This is a genomic window from Tropicimonas aquimaris (genome assembly GCF_042676185.1).
Classification (GTDB): Bacteria; Pseudomonadota; Alphaproteobacteria; order Rhodobacterales; family Rhodobacteraceae; genus Tropicimonas; species Tropicimonas aquimaris.
In genome coordinates this window covers 244339-257395 of sequence record NZ_JBHTJT010000060.1, presented here as the reverse complement: position 1 = coordinate 257395, position 13057 = coordinate 244339, and the positions used below count along the sequence as shown (strand labels likewise).

The window sequence follows — 13057 nt, the reverse complement described above, 5'->3', positions numbered from 1 at the left end:
TTTCAGATGTAATCCGCCGTGCGGCAACTGCAAAGGGGGGGCGCGCTGTCCGACAGGCCGTCTGCCCCTAATCGTGGCAGGGGGCACGTTCCGGGATGCGCGATGCGCGCGCGATTGGCAATGCGGGCGGGCCGAGGCTACGTATTCATCGGCAAGGCCCCTTGCAACACAGGTCGTCTGCGAGCGGTCGGGGCAGTATGGGAAGGGCGCGGGGTGCAGCGGGACGGACCGGTCTTCATCGGCTCGGAGATCTACCGGGGATCGAGCTACGGCCATTGGCATCCGCTTCGGGTGCCGCGGGTCTCTACGGTGATGGACCTGACGCGGGCATTGGGCTGGCTCGGACCGGCGAATTACCTGGCCTCTCCGCGGGCAAGGCCAAGGGCGCTCTCGGTCTGGCACGCGCCGGACTACGTCGCGGCGCTGGAGCGGGTCGAAGCGACGCAGCTCGGGACGGAGGAAGACAGGGAGCGGTTCGGGCTCGGCACGCATTCGAACCCGATCTATCCGGAGGTCTATCGTCGCCCGGCCACGGCCGCGGGGGGCTCGCTGCTGGCCGGCGAATTGCTGGTAGATGGCGGAGTCGTCTATCATCCCGCTGGTGGCACCCATCACGGTCTGCCCGGCCGGGCGAACGGGTTCTGCTATCTCAACGACCCGGTCCTCGGCATCCTGTCGCTGCGGCGGATGGGCGTTCGGCGCATCGTCTATGTCGACATCGACGCGCACCATCCCGACGGTGTGGAACTCGCCTTCGACGGCGATCCCGAGATCCTGATGATCTCGGTTCACGAGGAACGGCGCTGGCCCTTCACCGGCCACCTGGTCGACCGGGCGGGAGGCGCGGCGGTGAACCTTCCAGTGCCGAAGGGGCTCAACGACAGCGAGATGGCGTTGGTACGCGAGGCGCTGATTCTGCCGCTGGTCGCGCGGTTCGCACCCGAGGCGATCGTCCTGCAATGCGGCGCCGACGCGGTGGAGGAAGACCCGCTCTCGCGGCTTGCCCTGTCGAACAACGCACATTGGGAGATCGTGGCGGCGCTGCGCCCACTGGCGCCGCGCTACCTCGTTCTCGGCGGCGGCGGCTACAACCCATGGTCGGTGGGCAGGCTGTGGACGGGCGTCTGGGCGGTGCTGAACGGGATCGAGATCCCGGATCGCCTTGAACCGGAGGGCGAGGCGGTGCTGCGCGCGCTCCGCTGGGAGGGCAACAGCCGGGGCAAGGCGCCGCCGGACCACTGGTTCACAACCCTGCGCGACGCTCCACGCCCCGGGCCCGTCCGGGATGAACTCAAAGAGCGGCTGGCCGTCCTGTTGCGGCGCGAAGGCTTGGGGTGACCCCTCAGGTTCGCCGGTCGAACTTCGTGCTGAGATGGATGAGCGACTCGGTCGCCCGAACGCCCTGGAAGGCTCCGATCCGGTCGAGCGCCTGATCGAGATCCTCGGTCGTTTCGGCGACCAGTTGCAGCACCATGTCGGCCCGACCTGTGGTGGAATGGCAGCTCTCGATCTCCGAGAGCGCGCGGAGGCGCGACAGCACCGACGCGGTCGCGCGTGGCTCGATCTGCAGCAGCACCGTGGCCCGGATCCGCCGGCGCTCCACAGGTTCGCCGAGCCGGATCGTGTAGCCGGCAATCACCCCGGAGCCTTCCAGCCGTTCGATCCGGGCCTGAACGGTGGAACGGGCGACGCCGAGATTGCGCGCCAGTTCGGCGGTGCTTGTGGAGCTGTCGGCGGAGAGCGCCGCGATCAGCTTGCGATCCAGGGTGTCCATGCAATCTGCCCTCCTCTTTCGTCAAATTGTATCGATCTCGACGTCATTTCAATCAAGATGACGGCACAGAACGACGGATTCCTGAGTGACACTGGAGGTGGCGGGCATTGGTTCCGCCGCCACAGGAAACGCATGGTGCCGTGCTCGATCCGCGGGAGCAGGCGACGGACACCGTGCCGGCAGAGCAGGAAAACGCGCACATGTATCCGGCCCGACAGATCTGGTCCGACCCGGCGGAGTTCATCCGCTCCCACGACGGCGCCCGCCCGGTGCTGTTCTTCGCCCCCTCGGTGCTCCAGGACACGGCGCGCCGGTTCCAGCGGGGATTTCCCGGAATGGTCACCTACGCGGTGAAGGCCAACCCCGACAGGGTGGTGCTGGAAAACCTCTGGACGGCCGGTCTGCGCGGCTTCGACGTCGCCTCGGTTCCGGAGATCGAACTGCTCCGAGAAATCGCACCGGACGCCGCGCTGCATTACAACAACCCGGTCCGGTCGCGGGGCGAGATAGCCCGTGCGGCGGAATTGGGCGTCCGCTCCTTCAGCGTGGACAGCCACAGCGAACTGGAAAAGCTCCTGGCACTGGCTCCTGCGGGCACCGAAGTTTCGGTGCGCATCCGCCTGCCGGTCAAGGGCGCGGCCTATGATTTCGGCTCCAAGTTCGGTGCCGATGCAGAGCTTGCCCGCGACCTGTTGCGCCGCGTCGCTGCCACTGGGCTGACACCCTCGCTGACCTTCCATCCCGGCACGCAATGCACCGACCCGGCGGCCTGGGAGGTATATATCCATGCGGCGGCCGCGGTGGCCAAAGCAGACTCCGTGCGGCTGTCGCGGCTCAACGTCGGCGGTGGCTTTCCGGCCCACCGGGAAGCGGCGTCTCCGCCCGACCTCGAGGCGATCTTCGCCCGAATCGCTCAGTCCACCCGCGAAGCATTCGGCGTCGCGCCCCCGGCGCTGGTCTGCGAACCGGGTCGCGGGATCGTGGCCGGCAGCCAGTCGCTTGCGACCCGGGTGCGCGCGGTGCGTGACGGCGGCGACGTGTTCCTCGATGACGGGGTCTATGGCGGGCTTATGGAATTCCCGCAGATCGGCGCCACCGACCGTTACGAGCTTCGCGACCCGAGTGGCAGGCCGCGCATGGGCGCGCGCGTCGAGCGGGTGGTCTTCGGCCCAACCTGCGACAGCCTCGACCGCCTCCCGGGAACGCTCCACCTGTCGGGCGACGTCGCCGAGGGCGATGTGCTGATCTTCCATGGCATGGGCGCATACGCGACGGCGACCCTGACGGGGTTCAACGGGTTTGGCGTTCTCGAGCGGGCAACGGTCCGGTCCATCTGTGGCTAACCGTTCACACATCGAACACCATTGCGCGTGCAACGTTACCAGGTGCTGGATCGAAACACCCCGCGGGGCCACATTTCTGCTATGCTAAACAACGGAGTGTTCAGGAGTCGCGAGTGATGGTGCGGGTAGGGCAAGCCGATGTCTTCGGCAGGGGGCGAGCATGAAGCGTCTCAACAGGCAGTTCGCCGCCTGGGTGCGCCTGCGCCGCGCCAATCGCCATCGCCAGTCCCGTCCGGCGCTGCGGGAGCGCGGGCCAGTCACCCACGTGATCGTGCTCGACGGCACCATGTCCTCCCTGTCGCCGGGGGACGAGACCAATGCCGGCCTCACGTACAAGCTGCTTGCCTCCGAGGGGCCGCGGGCGTCGCTGTCGCTCTACTACGATGCCGGGATCCAGTGGCAAGACTGGGTCAGCACCCATCATGTCGTTCTTGGCTACGGCCTCGACCGAAAGATCCGGCACGCCTACGGCTTTCTCGCCTCGCGCTATCGGCCGGGCGACCGGATCTTCCTGTTCGGCTATTCCCGCGGCGCCTTTGCCGCTCGCTCGCTGGCCGGTGCCATCGACCGGCTGGGCCTGCTGGAGGCCCGTCATGCCACGGTTCGCAACGTGCGGCAGCTCTGGCGGCATTACGAATGCGCCCCCGAAAGCGTTGCCGCCGCGGATTTCAGCCGCTTGCATTGCTACTGCGACGTGCCGATCGAGATGATCGGGGTCTGGGATACGGTCAAGGCGCTCGGCGTTCGCCTGCCGCTGGTCTGGCGCTTGAACGAGCCGACCCACGCCTTCCACAACCACGCGCTCGGGCGTCACGTCAAACGCGGCTGCCATGCGCTGGCGCATGACGAGAACCGGCTGGCCTTTGCGCCGGAGCTCTGGGAGACGCATGGCGGCAACGGCGCGATCGTGGAGCAGAGGTGGTTTCCGGGCTCGCATGGCGATGTCGGCGGTCAGCTTGGCGGCTTTTCCGAGGCCCGGCCCCGGTCCAACGTGCCGCTGGTCTGGATGCTGGAGCATGCCGAAGCCGCGGGGCTGACGTTGCCCGATGGCTGGCGCGAGCTCTTTCCCCAGAACATCGCGGCGCCATCGGTCGGCACATGGCGCGGCTGGGCCAAGCTGTTCCTGATGCGCGGACGTCGGCGGATCGGGATGGACCCGTCAGAGACCTTTCACCCGGCGATTGACCGTCAGGCGGACCTTGCCGCGCTGGCGACCGGGTAGCGCGGGCCTCAGCTGCGGAGCCGTCGGGCGTTCGTGCTGGCCTGGATGCTGAGCGGGCTGACAGCGAGGCGGGCGACGGTCGCGGGATCCTTGCCGAGGCTCACCGCCAACCCGGCTTCCTGCGCCGCCTGGGCAAAGGCCACGGGCTTTTCGATGAACATGCGGGCGATTTCTGCCTGGGTCATGGTGCCGGTCATCATCTGAACGCTACGCAGCCAGATGACCTCGCCGGCGGAGAGCCACATCTGGCCATAGGCCGTCGCGGCGTCCTGCCAGTTGCGGCCGTTTTGCAGAACGGTCTGAAACCCAAACATCGAAGCACCCCGTGAACCCGCCAGGAAATTGTCAGGATTTGTAACCCGTCAATGCCCAGGGTGCATAGGTGCCTTGCAAAATTAGGCAGGGATGCGGCGTGGGAACAACAGCGGGTGGGACGAACCGGGCCGTCCGCCTCCGCATGCCTGTTCAGGCGACGTCTTCCAGGTGCAGCTCCGGCGTCACCCCAAGCGCGCGGCAGATGTCCTGCGTCAGGTGCGGCTTGTTCAGGGTGTAGAAATGGAGGTGATCGACGCCCCCCTCGAGAAGGTTGGAGCAAAGCTCGGTCGCAACGGCGATGGAGAGGATCTCCTCGCGGCCGTCGCGAACGGCGGTCTCGAAGGCCTCGTCGAGCCAGGCCGGCACGGCGGCGCCGCAGCGCAGGGCGAAGCGGCGGGCGGCGGCCCAGTTCTCGATCGGCAGGATGCCGGGCAGGATCGGCGCGTCGATGCCGGCCTTGGCGCAGGCATCGCGGAAGCGGAAGAAGGTCTCCGCCTCGAAGAAGAACTGCGTGATCGCGGCGTCTGCGCCGGCGTCGATCTTGCGCTTGAGCCATTCCACATCGGCGGTGTCGCTGGCGGCCTCGGGGTGGCGGTCAGGGTAGGCGCCGACCCGGATCGTGAAGTCGCCGGTCTGTTTCAGCGCCGAGATCAGCTCGCAGGTGTCGCGGAAGCCTTCGGGATGTGGCTCGAACCGCGCAGCGCCTTTCGGCGGGTCGCCGCGGAGCGCGACGATGTCGCGGACACCGGCCTCGGCATAGCTCCGGGCTATTTCCAGCGTTTCCTCTCGGGTGGCGTCGACGCAGGTCAGGTGGGCGGCGACGCGCAGGTCGCTGGTGTGGTGAATCGCCGAGACTGCCTCGTGCGTCAGGCGGCGGGTGGTGCCGCCGGCGCCGTAGGTGACCGAAACGAACTCGGGGTTGAGCGGCGCCAGCGCCTGGACCGTGTCGTGCAGGCGGAACGAAGCCTCGACCGAGCGCGGCGGGAAGAATTCGAAGGAGACTTTCGGGGCGGGCATGGCGGTTTCGGGTCCTCTTGTGTCGCCGGATGGAATTGCATATCGCTTCGGATGAAGCAATTTCATAATTCTCACAAAGGTTATGAATACGGCATGCATATCGAACTTCGCCATCTGCGCACGATCAAGGCAATCCACGAAGCCGGCGGGCTGGCCCGCGCGGCCGAGATCCTCAACATGACACAGTCGGCTCTGAGCCATCAGGTCAAGGGGCTGGAGGAGCAGGCGGGGATGGAACTCTTTGTGCGCCGCTCAAAGCCGCTCAAGCTGTCGGCGGCCGGCATACGGATGCTGCGCGCGGCGGAGCGGATCCTGCCGGAGGTGGCTGCGCTGGAGGAGGAGTTTCGCGGCCTGCGGTCCGGAAAATCAGGCCGGCTGCACATCGCCATCGAGTGCCACGCGTGTTTCGAGTGGCTCTTCCCGGTGCTGGAGGAGTTCCGCAAGGCCTGGCCGGATGTGGATGTCGACATTCGTCCCGGGCTCGCCTTCGACGCGCTTCCGGCGCTGTGGAAGGAGGAGGTGGACGTGGTGATTTCCTCCGACCCCGAGGAGATCGACGGCGTCACCTTCAACCCGCTCTTCGACTATTCGCCGGTCTTCGTCGCCTCGTCGCGCCATCCGCTGGCGGAGAGGTCCTTTGTCGAGGCGGAAGATTTCCGGAACGAGCTGCTGATCACCTATCCGGTGGAGCGCACGAAGCTCGACGTCTTCAGCCAGTTGCTGATGCCGGCCAAGGTCGAGCCACGTGCGGTGCGGCAGGTGGAACTAACCGCGGTGATATTGCTTCTGGTGGCCTCCAACCGGGGCGTCGCGGTCCTGCCGGACTGGGTGGTGCGGGAAGTGCGCTACAATTCCGACTACGTGACGCGCCCGATAACCGAACAGGGGATCTCACGCCGGCTCTTTGCGGCGACGCGGAGTGACGAGGTGTCGAAACCGTTCATGGCGCATTTCCTGCGGTTGGCCCGAACCATCCCGGTCAAGCTGCAGCGCGAGGGGTGAGCGGCGCTCCCGGGTCGGGCGACGGCGCGGGGGGCTGGTGCGGGAGCCTCCGGCGGGGATATTTAACGACAGAAGAAGGAGCGGGCGGTGGGCCTTGCCCACTGCCAACGGGTCGGGCGTCGGCATGCTGTATTCTGGCCTTGGATTCGGGGCACCTGCATCGTATAGCGCCCCCTTGAACATCAGGAGCCGGATCGATGCAGGGCAGCGCCAATCTCAACGTCATGATCAAGGCCGCACGCAAGGCCGGCCGGTCGCTGGTCAAAGATTTCCGCGAGGTCGAGAATCTCCAGGTCGGCTCCAAGGGGCCGGGCGACTTCGTGACCAGGGCCGACATGGCGGCCGAAACCATCATCCGGGACGAGCTGATGGGGGCGCGGCCTCAATACGGCTGGGTTGGCGAGGAGACCGGCGAGGTTGCCGGCACCGACCCGACACGCCGCTGGATCGTCGATCCTCTGGATGGCACGACCAACTTCCTGCACGGGCTGCCGCACTGGGCCGTGTCGATCGCGCTGGAGCACAAGGGCGAGATCGTCTCCGGCGTGGTCTTCGATGCCGCCAAGGACGAGATGTTCGTCGCGGAGAAGGGGGCCGGAGCCTGGATGAACGACACGCGGATCCGGGTTTCCGGGCGGCGCTCTCTGAACGATTCGATTTTTGCGACCGGCGTTCCTTTCGGTGCCAAGCGGACGCTTCCGGCGACGATGCAGGATCTGGCGCGGCTGATGCCGCAATGCGCCGGCGTGCGCCGCTGGGGGGCCGCTTCGCTCGATCTCGCCTACGTGGCCGCGGGCCGTTACGAAGGCTACTGGGAGCGGGAAATCAACGCCTATGACATCGCCGCCGGGATCGTGATTGTGCGCGAGGCTGGTGGCTTCGTCGAGCCACTGCGCGAGGGCGGCGACATCTTCGGCGACCGGTCCGTGATCGCGGCCAACGGCGATGTGTTTACCAAGTTTTCCGAGACGCTTAGGGGCCGCGAAAGCGCCTGAATCGGGTCACAATTCGCATCTAGTGTCGTGAACATGATGACAAGCGACACACATATCCAACGCGTTGGGCGGTTCTTCGGGGAAGAAGACGGCGCCGTGACCACAGATTGGGTCATGCTTACGGCGTTGGTGATCGGCCTCGCACTTGCGACGCATACCGTGTGGCGCAGTAGCGCCGGCGAGATTTCCAACGACATCGCGTCGACGGCCTCGAATTACCAAATCAAGACCAGCTTCGACTGATCGTCGCGCCGCTCAGCGGCGTTTGCGACCTACGATCGGTACTCCCGGCGCGGTTAGCGGCCGGGCCGGGTGCGGCGGCAGCCCGTGCGTGCGGTCCCAGAAATCCCGCCCGCCGCGTCTGAGCCAGAGCGGGACGGCAAAGGCAGCGCCGATTGCGAAGCCGCTTGCATGGGCCCAGTAGGCGACGCCACCCATGTCGGGATCCGACCCGGCGGCGCCCACGACCTGCATCCCGAACCAGAGCACAAGCATAAGCCAGGCCGGGACCGTGAAGATCCGGAATATGATGATGATGATGATCAGGATATCGATCCGGGCGCGGGGGAACATCAGAAGATAGCCCCCCATGACACCGGCGATGGCGCCGGACGCGCCGACCGTCGGCACCGTAGAGCCCTGTGAGAGCGCAACGTGAACGATCCCGGCGACGATACCGCTCGCGAGGTAGAACACGAGGAATCCGAAGTGGCCCATCTCGTCTTCGAGGTTATCCCCGAAGATCCATAGAAAAAGCATGTTGCCGGCAATGTGCCAGAAGCTGCCATGCAGAAACATCGAGGTGAGGAAGCTGTGCGGCTGCGGCCAGGCCGGGATGAGCGCATAGTCGAGGTAAAACCGCATCAGCTCCGGGGGCTTGCTGAAGAGGTGCCAGTAGGACAGGAAAACAGCGATGTTCGCCGCGATCAGCGCCATCGTGACATAGGGCGTTCTGCCCGACGGGTTGTGGTCGCGGATCGGGAACATGGGCGGAGGCTAGCGTCACCGGGGCGGCGGTCAAGGGCTGTCTCGCCCTGGCGGCTGACACAGCCGTGACTTGACCCGTTGGGTCGGCTGGGCAGATTGGAGGTATGTCACGCACTCTCGCAACCGCTCTCATCCTCTGTGCTTCCATGGCCGGGGCATCCGAGCAGGTGGGGTGCGCGCCTGTGCAGGTCGACGAGACGCGCCGGCTTGCGCTGATGGAGGCGGTGCGGGAAGCGCCGAACGCCGAGGAGGCGCAGCGTCTCACCAACGGATTGTGGGAGATCTGGGCCGACGCGCCGGACGACCACGCGCAGGAACTGCTCGATGAAGGCATCGATCGGCGGGCGGTGTTCGATCTGGACAAGGCGCTCGCCGCGTTCGACGCGCTGATCGCCTATTGCCCGGAATATGCCGAAGGCTACAACCAGCGGGCCTTCGTGCTGTTCATCCGGCAGGATTACGCGCCGGCGCTAATCGACCTGGACCGTGCGCTCGAGCGCAGCCCCGAGCATCTCGGCGCCTTGACCGGACGGGCGATGGCGCTGATGGCGCTCGGACGCAACGCCGAGGCCATAGACGACCTCGAGGCGGCGCTGGCGCTCAACCCCTGGCTGAAGGAGCGCAGCCTGCTGCCGGTGCTGCGCCAAAGGCTCGGCGAGCAAGAGATCTGAGCAATGCCGGTGGAGACCTGGCGTAGCCGCTTGCCGAGCGTCCCGGTTCCGCCTATCCCGATGATCCGTGCGGGCGTGGCGGAATGGTAGACGCATGGGACTTAAACTCCCTGGGCCGTATGGCCGTGCCGGTTCAAGTCCGGCCGCCCGCACCATCCTGATCTTGCAGGCCTCCGGTCTCTTTCTCGCGCTCAGGCACACGCGTCGCTGAAAGGCCACTCTGGGCGATGCTCTCTTCCGCTGTCCTTGAATTGCCGTTTTGTCCGGGTAGAAATCCTTCACGTGGCCGACGAGGGTCCTGGACCCAAGGCTTGTGAACAGGCTTCATGCGCCGTGAATTGGCAGGGACCCCTTGGTTGAAACAATGACAGCGCCGGATTTCCTCTCCGTGGTCGTGCCTTGCTACAACGAGGCGGAGGTCCTGGACGAGACGATCCCGCAGCTGACCTCGGCGCTGGAGGCCATTCCGGGTATCGGGTTCGAGATCATCTTCATCGACGACGGTTCCCGTGACGGAACGCTGGCGCGGCTGCAACGGGCGGCGGAGGCGGACGAGCGGATTCACGTGCTGAGTTTCGCGCGCAACTTCGGGCACCAGATCGCGGTGACGGCCGGCACCGACGTGGCCGCCGGCGATGCGGTGGTGCTGATCGACGCCGACCTGCAGGATCCCCCCGAGGTCATTGCCGAGATGGTGGAGAAGTGGCGCGAAGGCTACGACGTCGTCTACGGAACCCGCTCCTCGCGTCAGGGCGAGAGCGCCTTCAAGCTGGCGACGGCACGGGCCTTCTACCGGCTGCTCAACCGCTTTTCCGAGGTGCCGATCCCTCTCGACACCGGTGATTTCCGCCTGATGGATCGCCGGGTCGTGGACTGTCTCAAGGCGATGCCCGAACGCCACCGGTTCGTGCGCGGAATGGTTGCCTGGATCGGCTTCGACCAGATCGCGCTGCCTTATGAGCGCGCGGAGCGTTTCGCGGGCACGTCGAAGTATCCGCTGCGCAAGATGCTGCGTTTTGCCACCGACGGGATCCTGGCGTTTTCCTCGCGTCCGCTGCAGTTCGCGACCGGCATGGGGATCATGGCGGCCTCGCTGGCGCTGCTTGGGATCATCTATGCGCTGGTGCTGCGGATATTTACGTCTGTCTGGGTCGAGGGCTGGACGGCACTGATGATCGCCGTGCTGTTCCTCGGCGGGGTGCAACTGCTCTCGCTCGGGATCATCGGCGAGTACATCGCCCGGATTCACGACGAGGCAAAGGAGCGCCCGCTCTACCTGGTGAAGTCGCAGTTCGGCACCCGCGCCCCGCGCGCCTCGCGCCACCCGCGTCCCGAACGAAGCGAGCCGGTGGCGCAGCCGTTTCCCATTGAGTTGCGCGAGAGAGCTCGCAATGGGTAGGGCCATCAAGGTCGGCCTCGGCCTTGCGGTCACTGTTCTGTTCCTGTGGCTGGTCCTGCGACAGGTCAGCCTCGACGAGGTCGGGGCGGTGATCTCCGGCGCAGACCGTGGCATGATCGCGATCGCGACGGGCGTGTTCCTGCTCGGCTATGCCTGCCGGATCCAGCGCTGGCGGCTGATGCTGGCGCACGAGAACCCGGGGCTGGGCTGGGGCCGGACGGCGGTGCCTTTCATGAGTTCGATCGCGGTCAACAACCTCGTGCCCCTGCGCGCCGGCGATGCGCTGCGCGCCTTCGGTTTTACCGACTGGCTTCAGGCGCCCGCTTCCGCCGTGCTGGCGACAGTGTTGGCGGAGCGCCTGCTGGACCTGCTGGTGCTGATGGTCGGGCTTGGACTGGTGCTTGCCTTTCTTCCGGCGGCATCGGAACTTTCGGTGCTGATGGGGCTGGGCAGCACCGGGATCGCGCTGGCGGTGGCGGCGATCCTGCTTGTGCTGCTGTTCCCGCGCACCTTCCAGCCGATGTTCCTGATGCTGCTGCGCTGGTGTGCGCGCCTTTTGCCGGGGCTCGGCGGTCGGCTGACCCACGCGGCGGAGAAGATCTTTGATACGCTCAACCATCTGGCAGGCCGGCCGATGATGCTGCGATTGCTCGCGTGGTCCTGTCTGGCCTGGGGCTTCGAAGCGGCGGTGTTCTACTGCGTGGCGCTCTCGATCGCCGAGCTTCGGGACCCGCTTGCCGGGCTGGTGGCGATGCCGGTGGGCACGCTCTCGACGCTGGTGCCCTCGTCGCCGGGATACGTCGGCACCTTCGACTTTTTCGTCGGCAAGACCGTCGAGCTGCTGGGTAACCCTTTCAGCGTTGGCGCGGCCTTCGCTGTCACCGTGCACCTTGTGCTCTGGCTGGCCGCGACCCTCACCGGCGGGGTCTGTCTGCTGGCCTGGATAACCCAGCGGGGCCGCAGCGCCGCGCCCCTGCAGAAAGGCTCGCCACATGTATGATCGTTCCGAACCGGGCAGTGCCGATGTGCTCGTCGTGGGGGGCGGTTTTGCGGGGCTGACCGCCGGGTACCGGCTAGCGCGGCAGGGCAAACGGGTCACGGTGCTTGAGGCCGACAGCACCGTGGGTGGGCTGGCCGGCGCATTTGAGGTCGGCGGGACGCAGCTGGACCGGTTCTACCACCACTGGTTCACCAACGATCTCGAGGTCATGGGCCTGATCGAGGAACTGGGGCTGATGGACAAGGTCGTGACCAGTCCCACCAACACCGGCGTCTACTATGCCAACCAGTTCTTCAAGCTCTCGACGCCGATGGACTTGTTGCGGTTCTCGCCGCTTTCCTTCGCCGACCGCATCCGCCTCGGTCTGCTGACGCTCCGGGCGCGCAAGGTCGAGGACTGGATGGCGCTGGAGGAGCGGACCGCCGCGGACTGGCTGCGCGAACTGGGGGGAGAGCAGGTCTACAAGGTCGTCTGGGAGCCGCTGCTGCACGGCAAGTTCGGCCCCTATGCCGAAAGCGTCTCGGCCGTGTGGTTCTGGAACAAGCTCAAGCTGCGCGGCGGCTCGCGGGGCAAGGGCGGCGAGGAGCGGCTGGCCTATTTCAAGGGCAGCTTCTACCTGTTGGCGCTGGCGCTCGCCGATGCGATCCGAGAGGCGGGCGGTGAGGTGCGCACCGGTGCGCCGGTGGACAAGCTCGCGCGCGACGAAGACGGTCTCTGGCGCGCCTCCGGGCCGTGGGGTGCGGTCACCGCGCCGCTCGCCATCGCCACCCCCGCGCTGCCGCTCATCGCCGACATGACCGAGGATTGGGCGCCTGCCTACTGGCTCGCTCAGATGCGGCGGATCGACTACATCGGCAACGTCTGCCTCGTTCTGGAGCTCGACCGGTCCCTCTCGGAGACCTACTGGCTCAATGTGAACGACCCGAGCTTCCCCTATGTGGGCGTGATCGAACACACGAATTTCGAGGCGCCGACGGTCTATGGCGGTCGGCACATCGTCTACCTTTCGAAGTACCTGCCGCACACCGATGCGCTCTACCTGATGTCCGATCAGGAGGTCTTCGACTTCTCCCTGCCGCATATCCAGAAGATGTTCCCCGAGTTCCGGCGCGACTGGGTGCTGGGACATTCGGTCTGGCGCGCGCGCTGGTCGCAGCCGGTGGTGGAGCGCAACTACTCGGCGCTGATCCCGCCGCGCGAGGGGCCGGCGGAGGGACTCCACATCTGCTCCATGGCGCAGATCTATCCCGAGGATCGCGGCACCAACTACGCCATCCGGCAGGGAAACCAGATCGCCCGGCACATCGCGGAGCAGGCCGGACGCTAAGGCAA

At 66.4% G+C, this 13057-nt stretch carries 14 protein-coding genes and 1 tRNA gene; 11 read left to right on the top strand and 4 right to left on the bottom strand.

Annotated features, from left to right (window positions below; translation table 11 throughout):
- The first annotated feature begins 213 nt into the window (after positions 1-213).
- Complete coding sequence (locus tag ACFQ2S_RS24470) at positions 214-1338, top strand: acetoin utilization protein AcuC (protein WP_386079276.1); 1125 nt, start codon at positions 214-216, stop codon at positions 1336-1338.
- A 4-nt stretch (positions 1339-1342) separates the two neighbouring features.
- Here the strand turns inward: ACFQ2S_RS24470 and ACFQ2S_RS24465 are convergent, their stop codons facing one another.
- A complete protein-coding gene (locus tag ACFQ2S_RS24465) occupies positions 1343-1774 on the bottom strand; it encodes an Lrp/AsnC family transcriptional regulator (RefSeq protein ID WP_386079273.1) in 432 nt (143 codons plus the stop codon).
- Between the two features lie 200 nt (positions 1775-1974).
- Between ACFQ2S_RS24465 and ACFQ2S_RS24460 the strand changes: the two genes are divergently transcribed.
- Positions 1975-3117 (top strand): type III PLP-dependent enzyme, encoded by a 1143-nt coding sequence (locus tag ACFQ2S_RS24460; RefSeq protein WP_386079388.1) that lies wholly within the window; start codon positions 1975-1977, stop codon positions 3115-3117.
- Between the two features lie 160 nt (positions 3118-3277).
- A complete protein-coding gene (locus tag ACFQ2S_RS24455) occupies positions 3278-4339 on the top strand; it encodes a DUF2235 domain-containing protein (RefSeq protein ID WP_386079271.1) in 1062 nt (353 codons plus the stop codon).
- Positions 4340-4347: 8 nt separating this feature from the next.
- On the opposite strand, the gene ACFQ2S_RS24450 is transcribed toward ACFQ2S_RS24455, so the two are convergent.
- Both ACFQ2S_RS24450 and metF read right to left on the bottom strand, forming a co-directional pair.
- The gene (locus ACFQ2S_RS24450; protein ID WP_386079268.1) at positions 4348-4653 is read right to left on the bottom strand and encodes a hypothetical protein; all 306 of its coding nucleotides are present in this window, start codon (positions 4651-4653) and stop codon (positions 4348-4350) included.
- Between the two features lie 151 nt (positions 4654-4804).
- The gene (metF, locus tag ACFQ2S_RS24445; RefSeq protein ID WP_386079265.1) at positions 4805-5671 is read right to left on the bottom strand and encodes a methylenetetrahydrofolate reductase [NAD(P)H]; all 867 of its coding nucleotides are present in this window, start codon (positions 5669-5671) and stop codon (positions 4805-4807) included.
- A gap of 93 nt (positions 5672-5764) precedes the next feature.
- On the opposite strand from metF, the gene ACFQ2S_RS24440 reads away from it, so the two are divergent.
- From ACFQ2S_RS24440 to ACFQ2S_RS24430, 3 genes are all read left to right on the top strand, one after another.
- Positions 5765-6673: a LysR family transcriptional regulator gene (locus ACFQ2S_RS24440; RefSeq protein WP_386079263.1), complete on the top strand. Its 909-nt coding sequence runs from the start codon at positions 5765-5767 to the stop codon at positions 6671-6673.
- A gap of 197 nt (positions 6674-6870) precedes the next feature.
- Complete coding sequence (locus ACFQ2S_RS24435) at positions 6871-7668, top strand: inositol monophosphatase family protein (RefSeq protein ID WP_386079261.1); 798 nt, start codon at positions 6871-6873, stop codon at positions 7666-7668.
- A 96-nt stretch (positions 7669-7764) separates the two neighbouring features.
- Positions 7765-7911, top strand: a complete 147-nt coding sequence (locus tag ACFQ2S_RS24430) for a hypothetical protein (RefSeq protein ID WP_386079260.1) — start codon at positions 7765-7767, stop codon at positions 7909-7911.
- A gap of 12 nt (positions 7912-7923) precedes the next feature.
- Here the strand turns inward: ACFQ2S_RS24430 and ACFQ2S_RS24425 are convergent, their stop codons facing one another.
- Positions 7924-8655: a rhomboid family intramembrane serine protease gene (locus tag ACFQ2S_RS24425; RefSeq protein ID WP_386079257.1), complete on the bottom strand. Its 732-nt coding sequence runs from the start codon at positions 8653-8655 to the stop codon at positions 7924-7926.
- Between the two features lie 104 nt (positions 8656-8759).
- Here ACFQ2S_RS24425 and ACFQ2S_RS24420 point away from each other — a divergent pair, with 104 nt between their 5' ends.
- From ACFQ2S_RS24420 to ACFQ2S_RS24400, 5 genes are all read left to right on the top strand, one after another.
- Positions 8760-9326 carry a tetratricopeptide repeat protein gene (locus ACFQ2S_RS24420; protein ID WP_386079255.1) on the top strand — a complete coding sequence of 189 codons (567 nt, stop codon included), beginning with the start codon at positions 8760-8762 and terminating at the stop codon, positions 9324-9326.
- 69 nt (positions 9327-9395) lie between these two features.
- Positions 9396-9481 (top strand) — tRNA-Leu (locus ACFQ2S_RS24415).
- A gap of 209 nt (positions 9482-9690) precedes the next feature.
- Positions 9691-10725, top strand: coding sequence for a glycosyltransferase family 2 protein (locus tag ACFQ2S_RS24410; protein WP_386079252.1), 1035 nt, complete (start codon positions 9691-9693; stop codon positions 10723-10725).
- A complete protein-coding gene (locus ACFQ2S_RS24405; protein WP_386079250.1) occupies positions 10718-11725 on the top strand; it encodes a lysylphosphatidylglycerol synthase transmembrane domain-containing protein in 1008 nt (335 codons plus the stop codon). The genes ACFQ2S_RS24410 and ACFQ2S_RS24405 overlap by 8 nt, the downstream gene beginning before the upstream one ends.
- Entirely contained in the window at positions 11718-13052 is a 1335-nt protein-coding gene (locus tag ACFQ2S_RS24400; protein WP_386079247.1) for an NAD(P)/FAD-dependent oxidoreductase, read from the top strand. The genes ACFQ2S_RS24405 and ACFQ2S_RS24400 overlap by 8 nt, the downstream gene beginning before the upstream one ends.
- Positions 13053-13057: the final 5 nt, after the last annotated feature.

Excerpts from the sequence above, each read along its gene's own strand:
- ACFQ2S_RS24435 (WP_386079261.1), top strand. The coding sequence starts at position 6,871 with ATGCAGGGCAGCGCCAATCTCAACGTCATGATCAAGGCCGCACGCAAG.
- ACFQ2S_RS24425 (WP_386079257.1), bottom strand. The coding sequence starts at position 8,655 with ATGTTCCCGATCCGCGACCACAACCCGTCGGGCAGAACGCCCTATGTC.
- ACFQ2S_RS24455 (WP_386079271.1), top strand. The coding sequence starts at position 3,278 with ATGAAGCGTCTCAACAGGCAGTTCGCCGCCTGGGTGCGCCTGCGCCGC.
- ACFQ2S_RS24405 (WP_386079250.1), top strand. The coding sequence starts at position 10,718 with ATGGGTAGGGCCATCAAGGTCGGCCTCGGCCTTGCGGTCACTGTTCTG.
- ACFQ2S_RS24460 (WP_386079388.1), top strand. The coding sequence starts at position 1,975 with ATGTATCCGGCCCGACAGATCTGGTCCGACCCGGCGGAGTTCATCCGC.
- ACFQ2S_RS24400 (WP_386079247.1), top strand. The coding sequence starts at position 11,718 with ATGTATGATCGTTCCGAACCGGGCAGTGCCGATGTGCTCGTCGTGGGG.
- ACFQ2S_RS24440 (WP_386079263.1), top strand. The coding sequence starts at position 5,765 with ATGCATATCGAACTTCGCCATCTGCGCACGATCAAGGCAATCCACGAA.
- ACFQ2S_RS24410 (WP_386079252.1), top strand. The coding sequence starts at position 9,691 with ATGACAGCGCCGGATTTCCTCTCCGTGGTCGTGCCTTGCTACAACGAG.
- ACFQ2S_RS24450 (WP_386079268.1), bottom strand. The coding sequence starts at position 4,653 with ATGTTTGGGTTTCAGACCGTTCTGCAAAACGGCCGCAACTGGCAGGAC.
- ACFQ2S_RS24465 (WP_386079273.1), bottom strand. The coding sequence starts at position 1,774 with ATGGACACCCTGGATCGCAAGCTGATCGCGGCGCTCTCCGCCGACAGC.
- metF (WP_386079265.1), bottom strand. The coding sequence starts at position 5,671 with ATGCCCGCCCCGAAAGTCTCCTTCGAATTCTTCCCGCCGCGCTCGGTC.
- ACFQ2S_RS24420 (WP_386079255.1), top strand. The coding sequence starts at position 8,760 with ATGTCACGCACTCTCGCAACCGCTCTCATCCTCTGTGCTTCCATGGCC.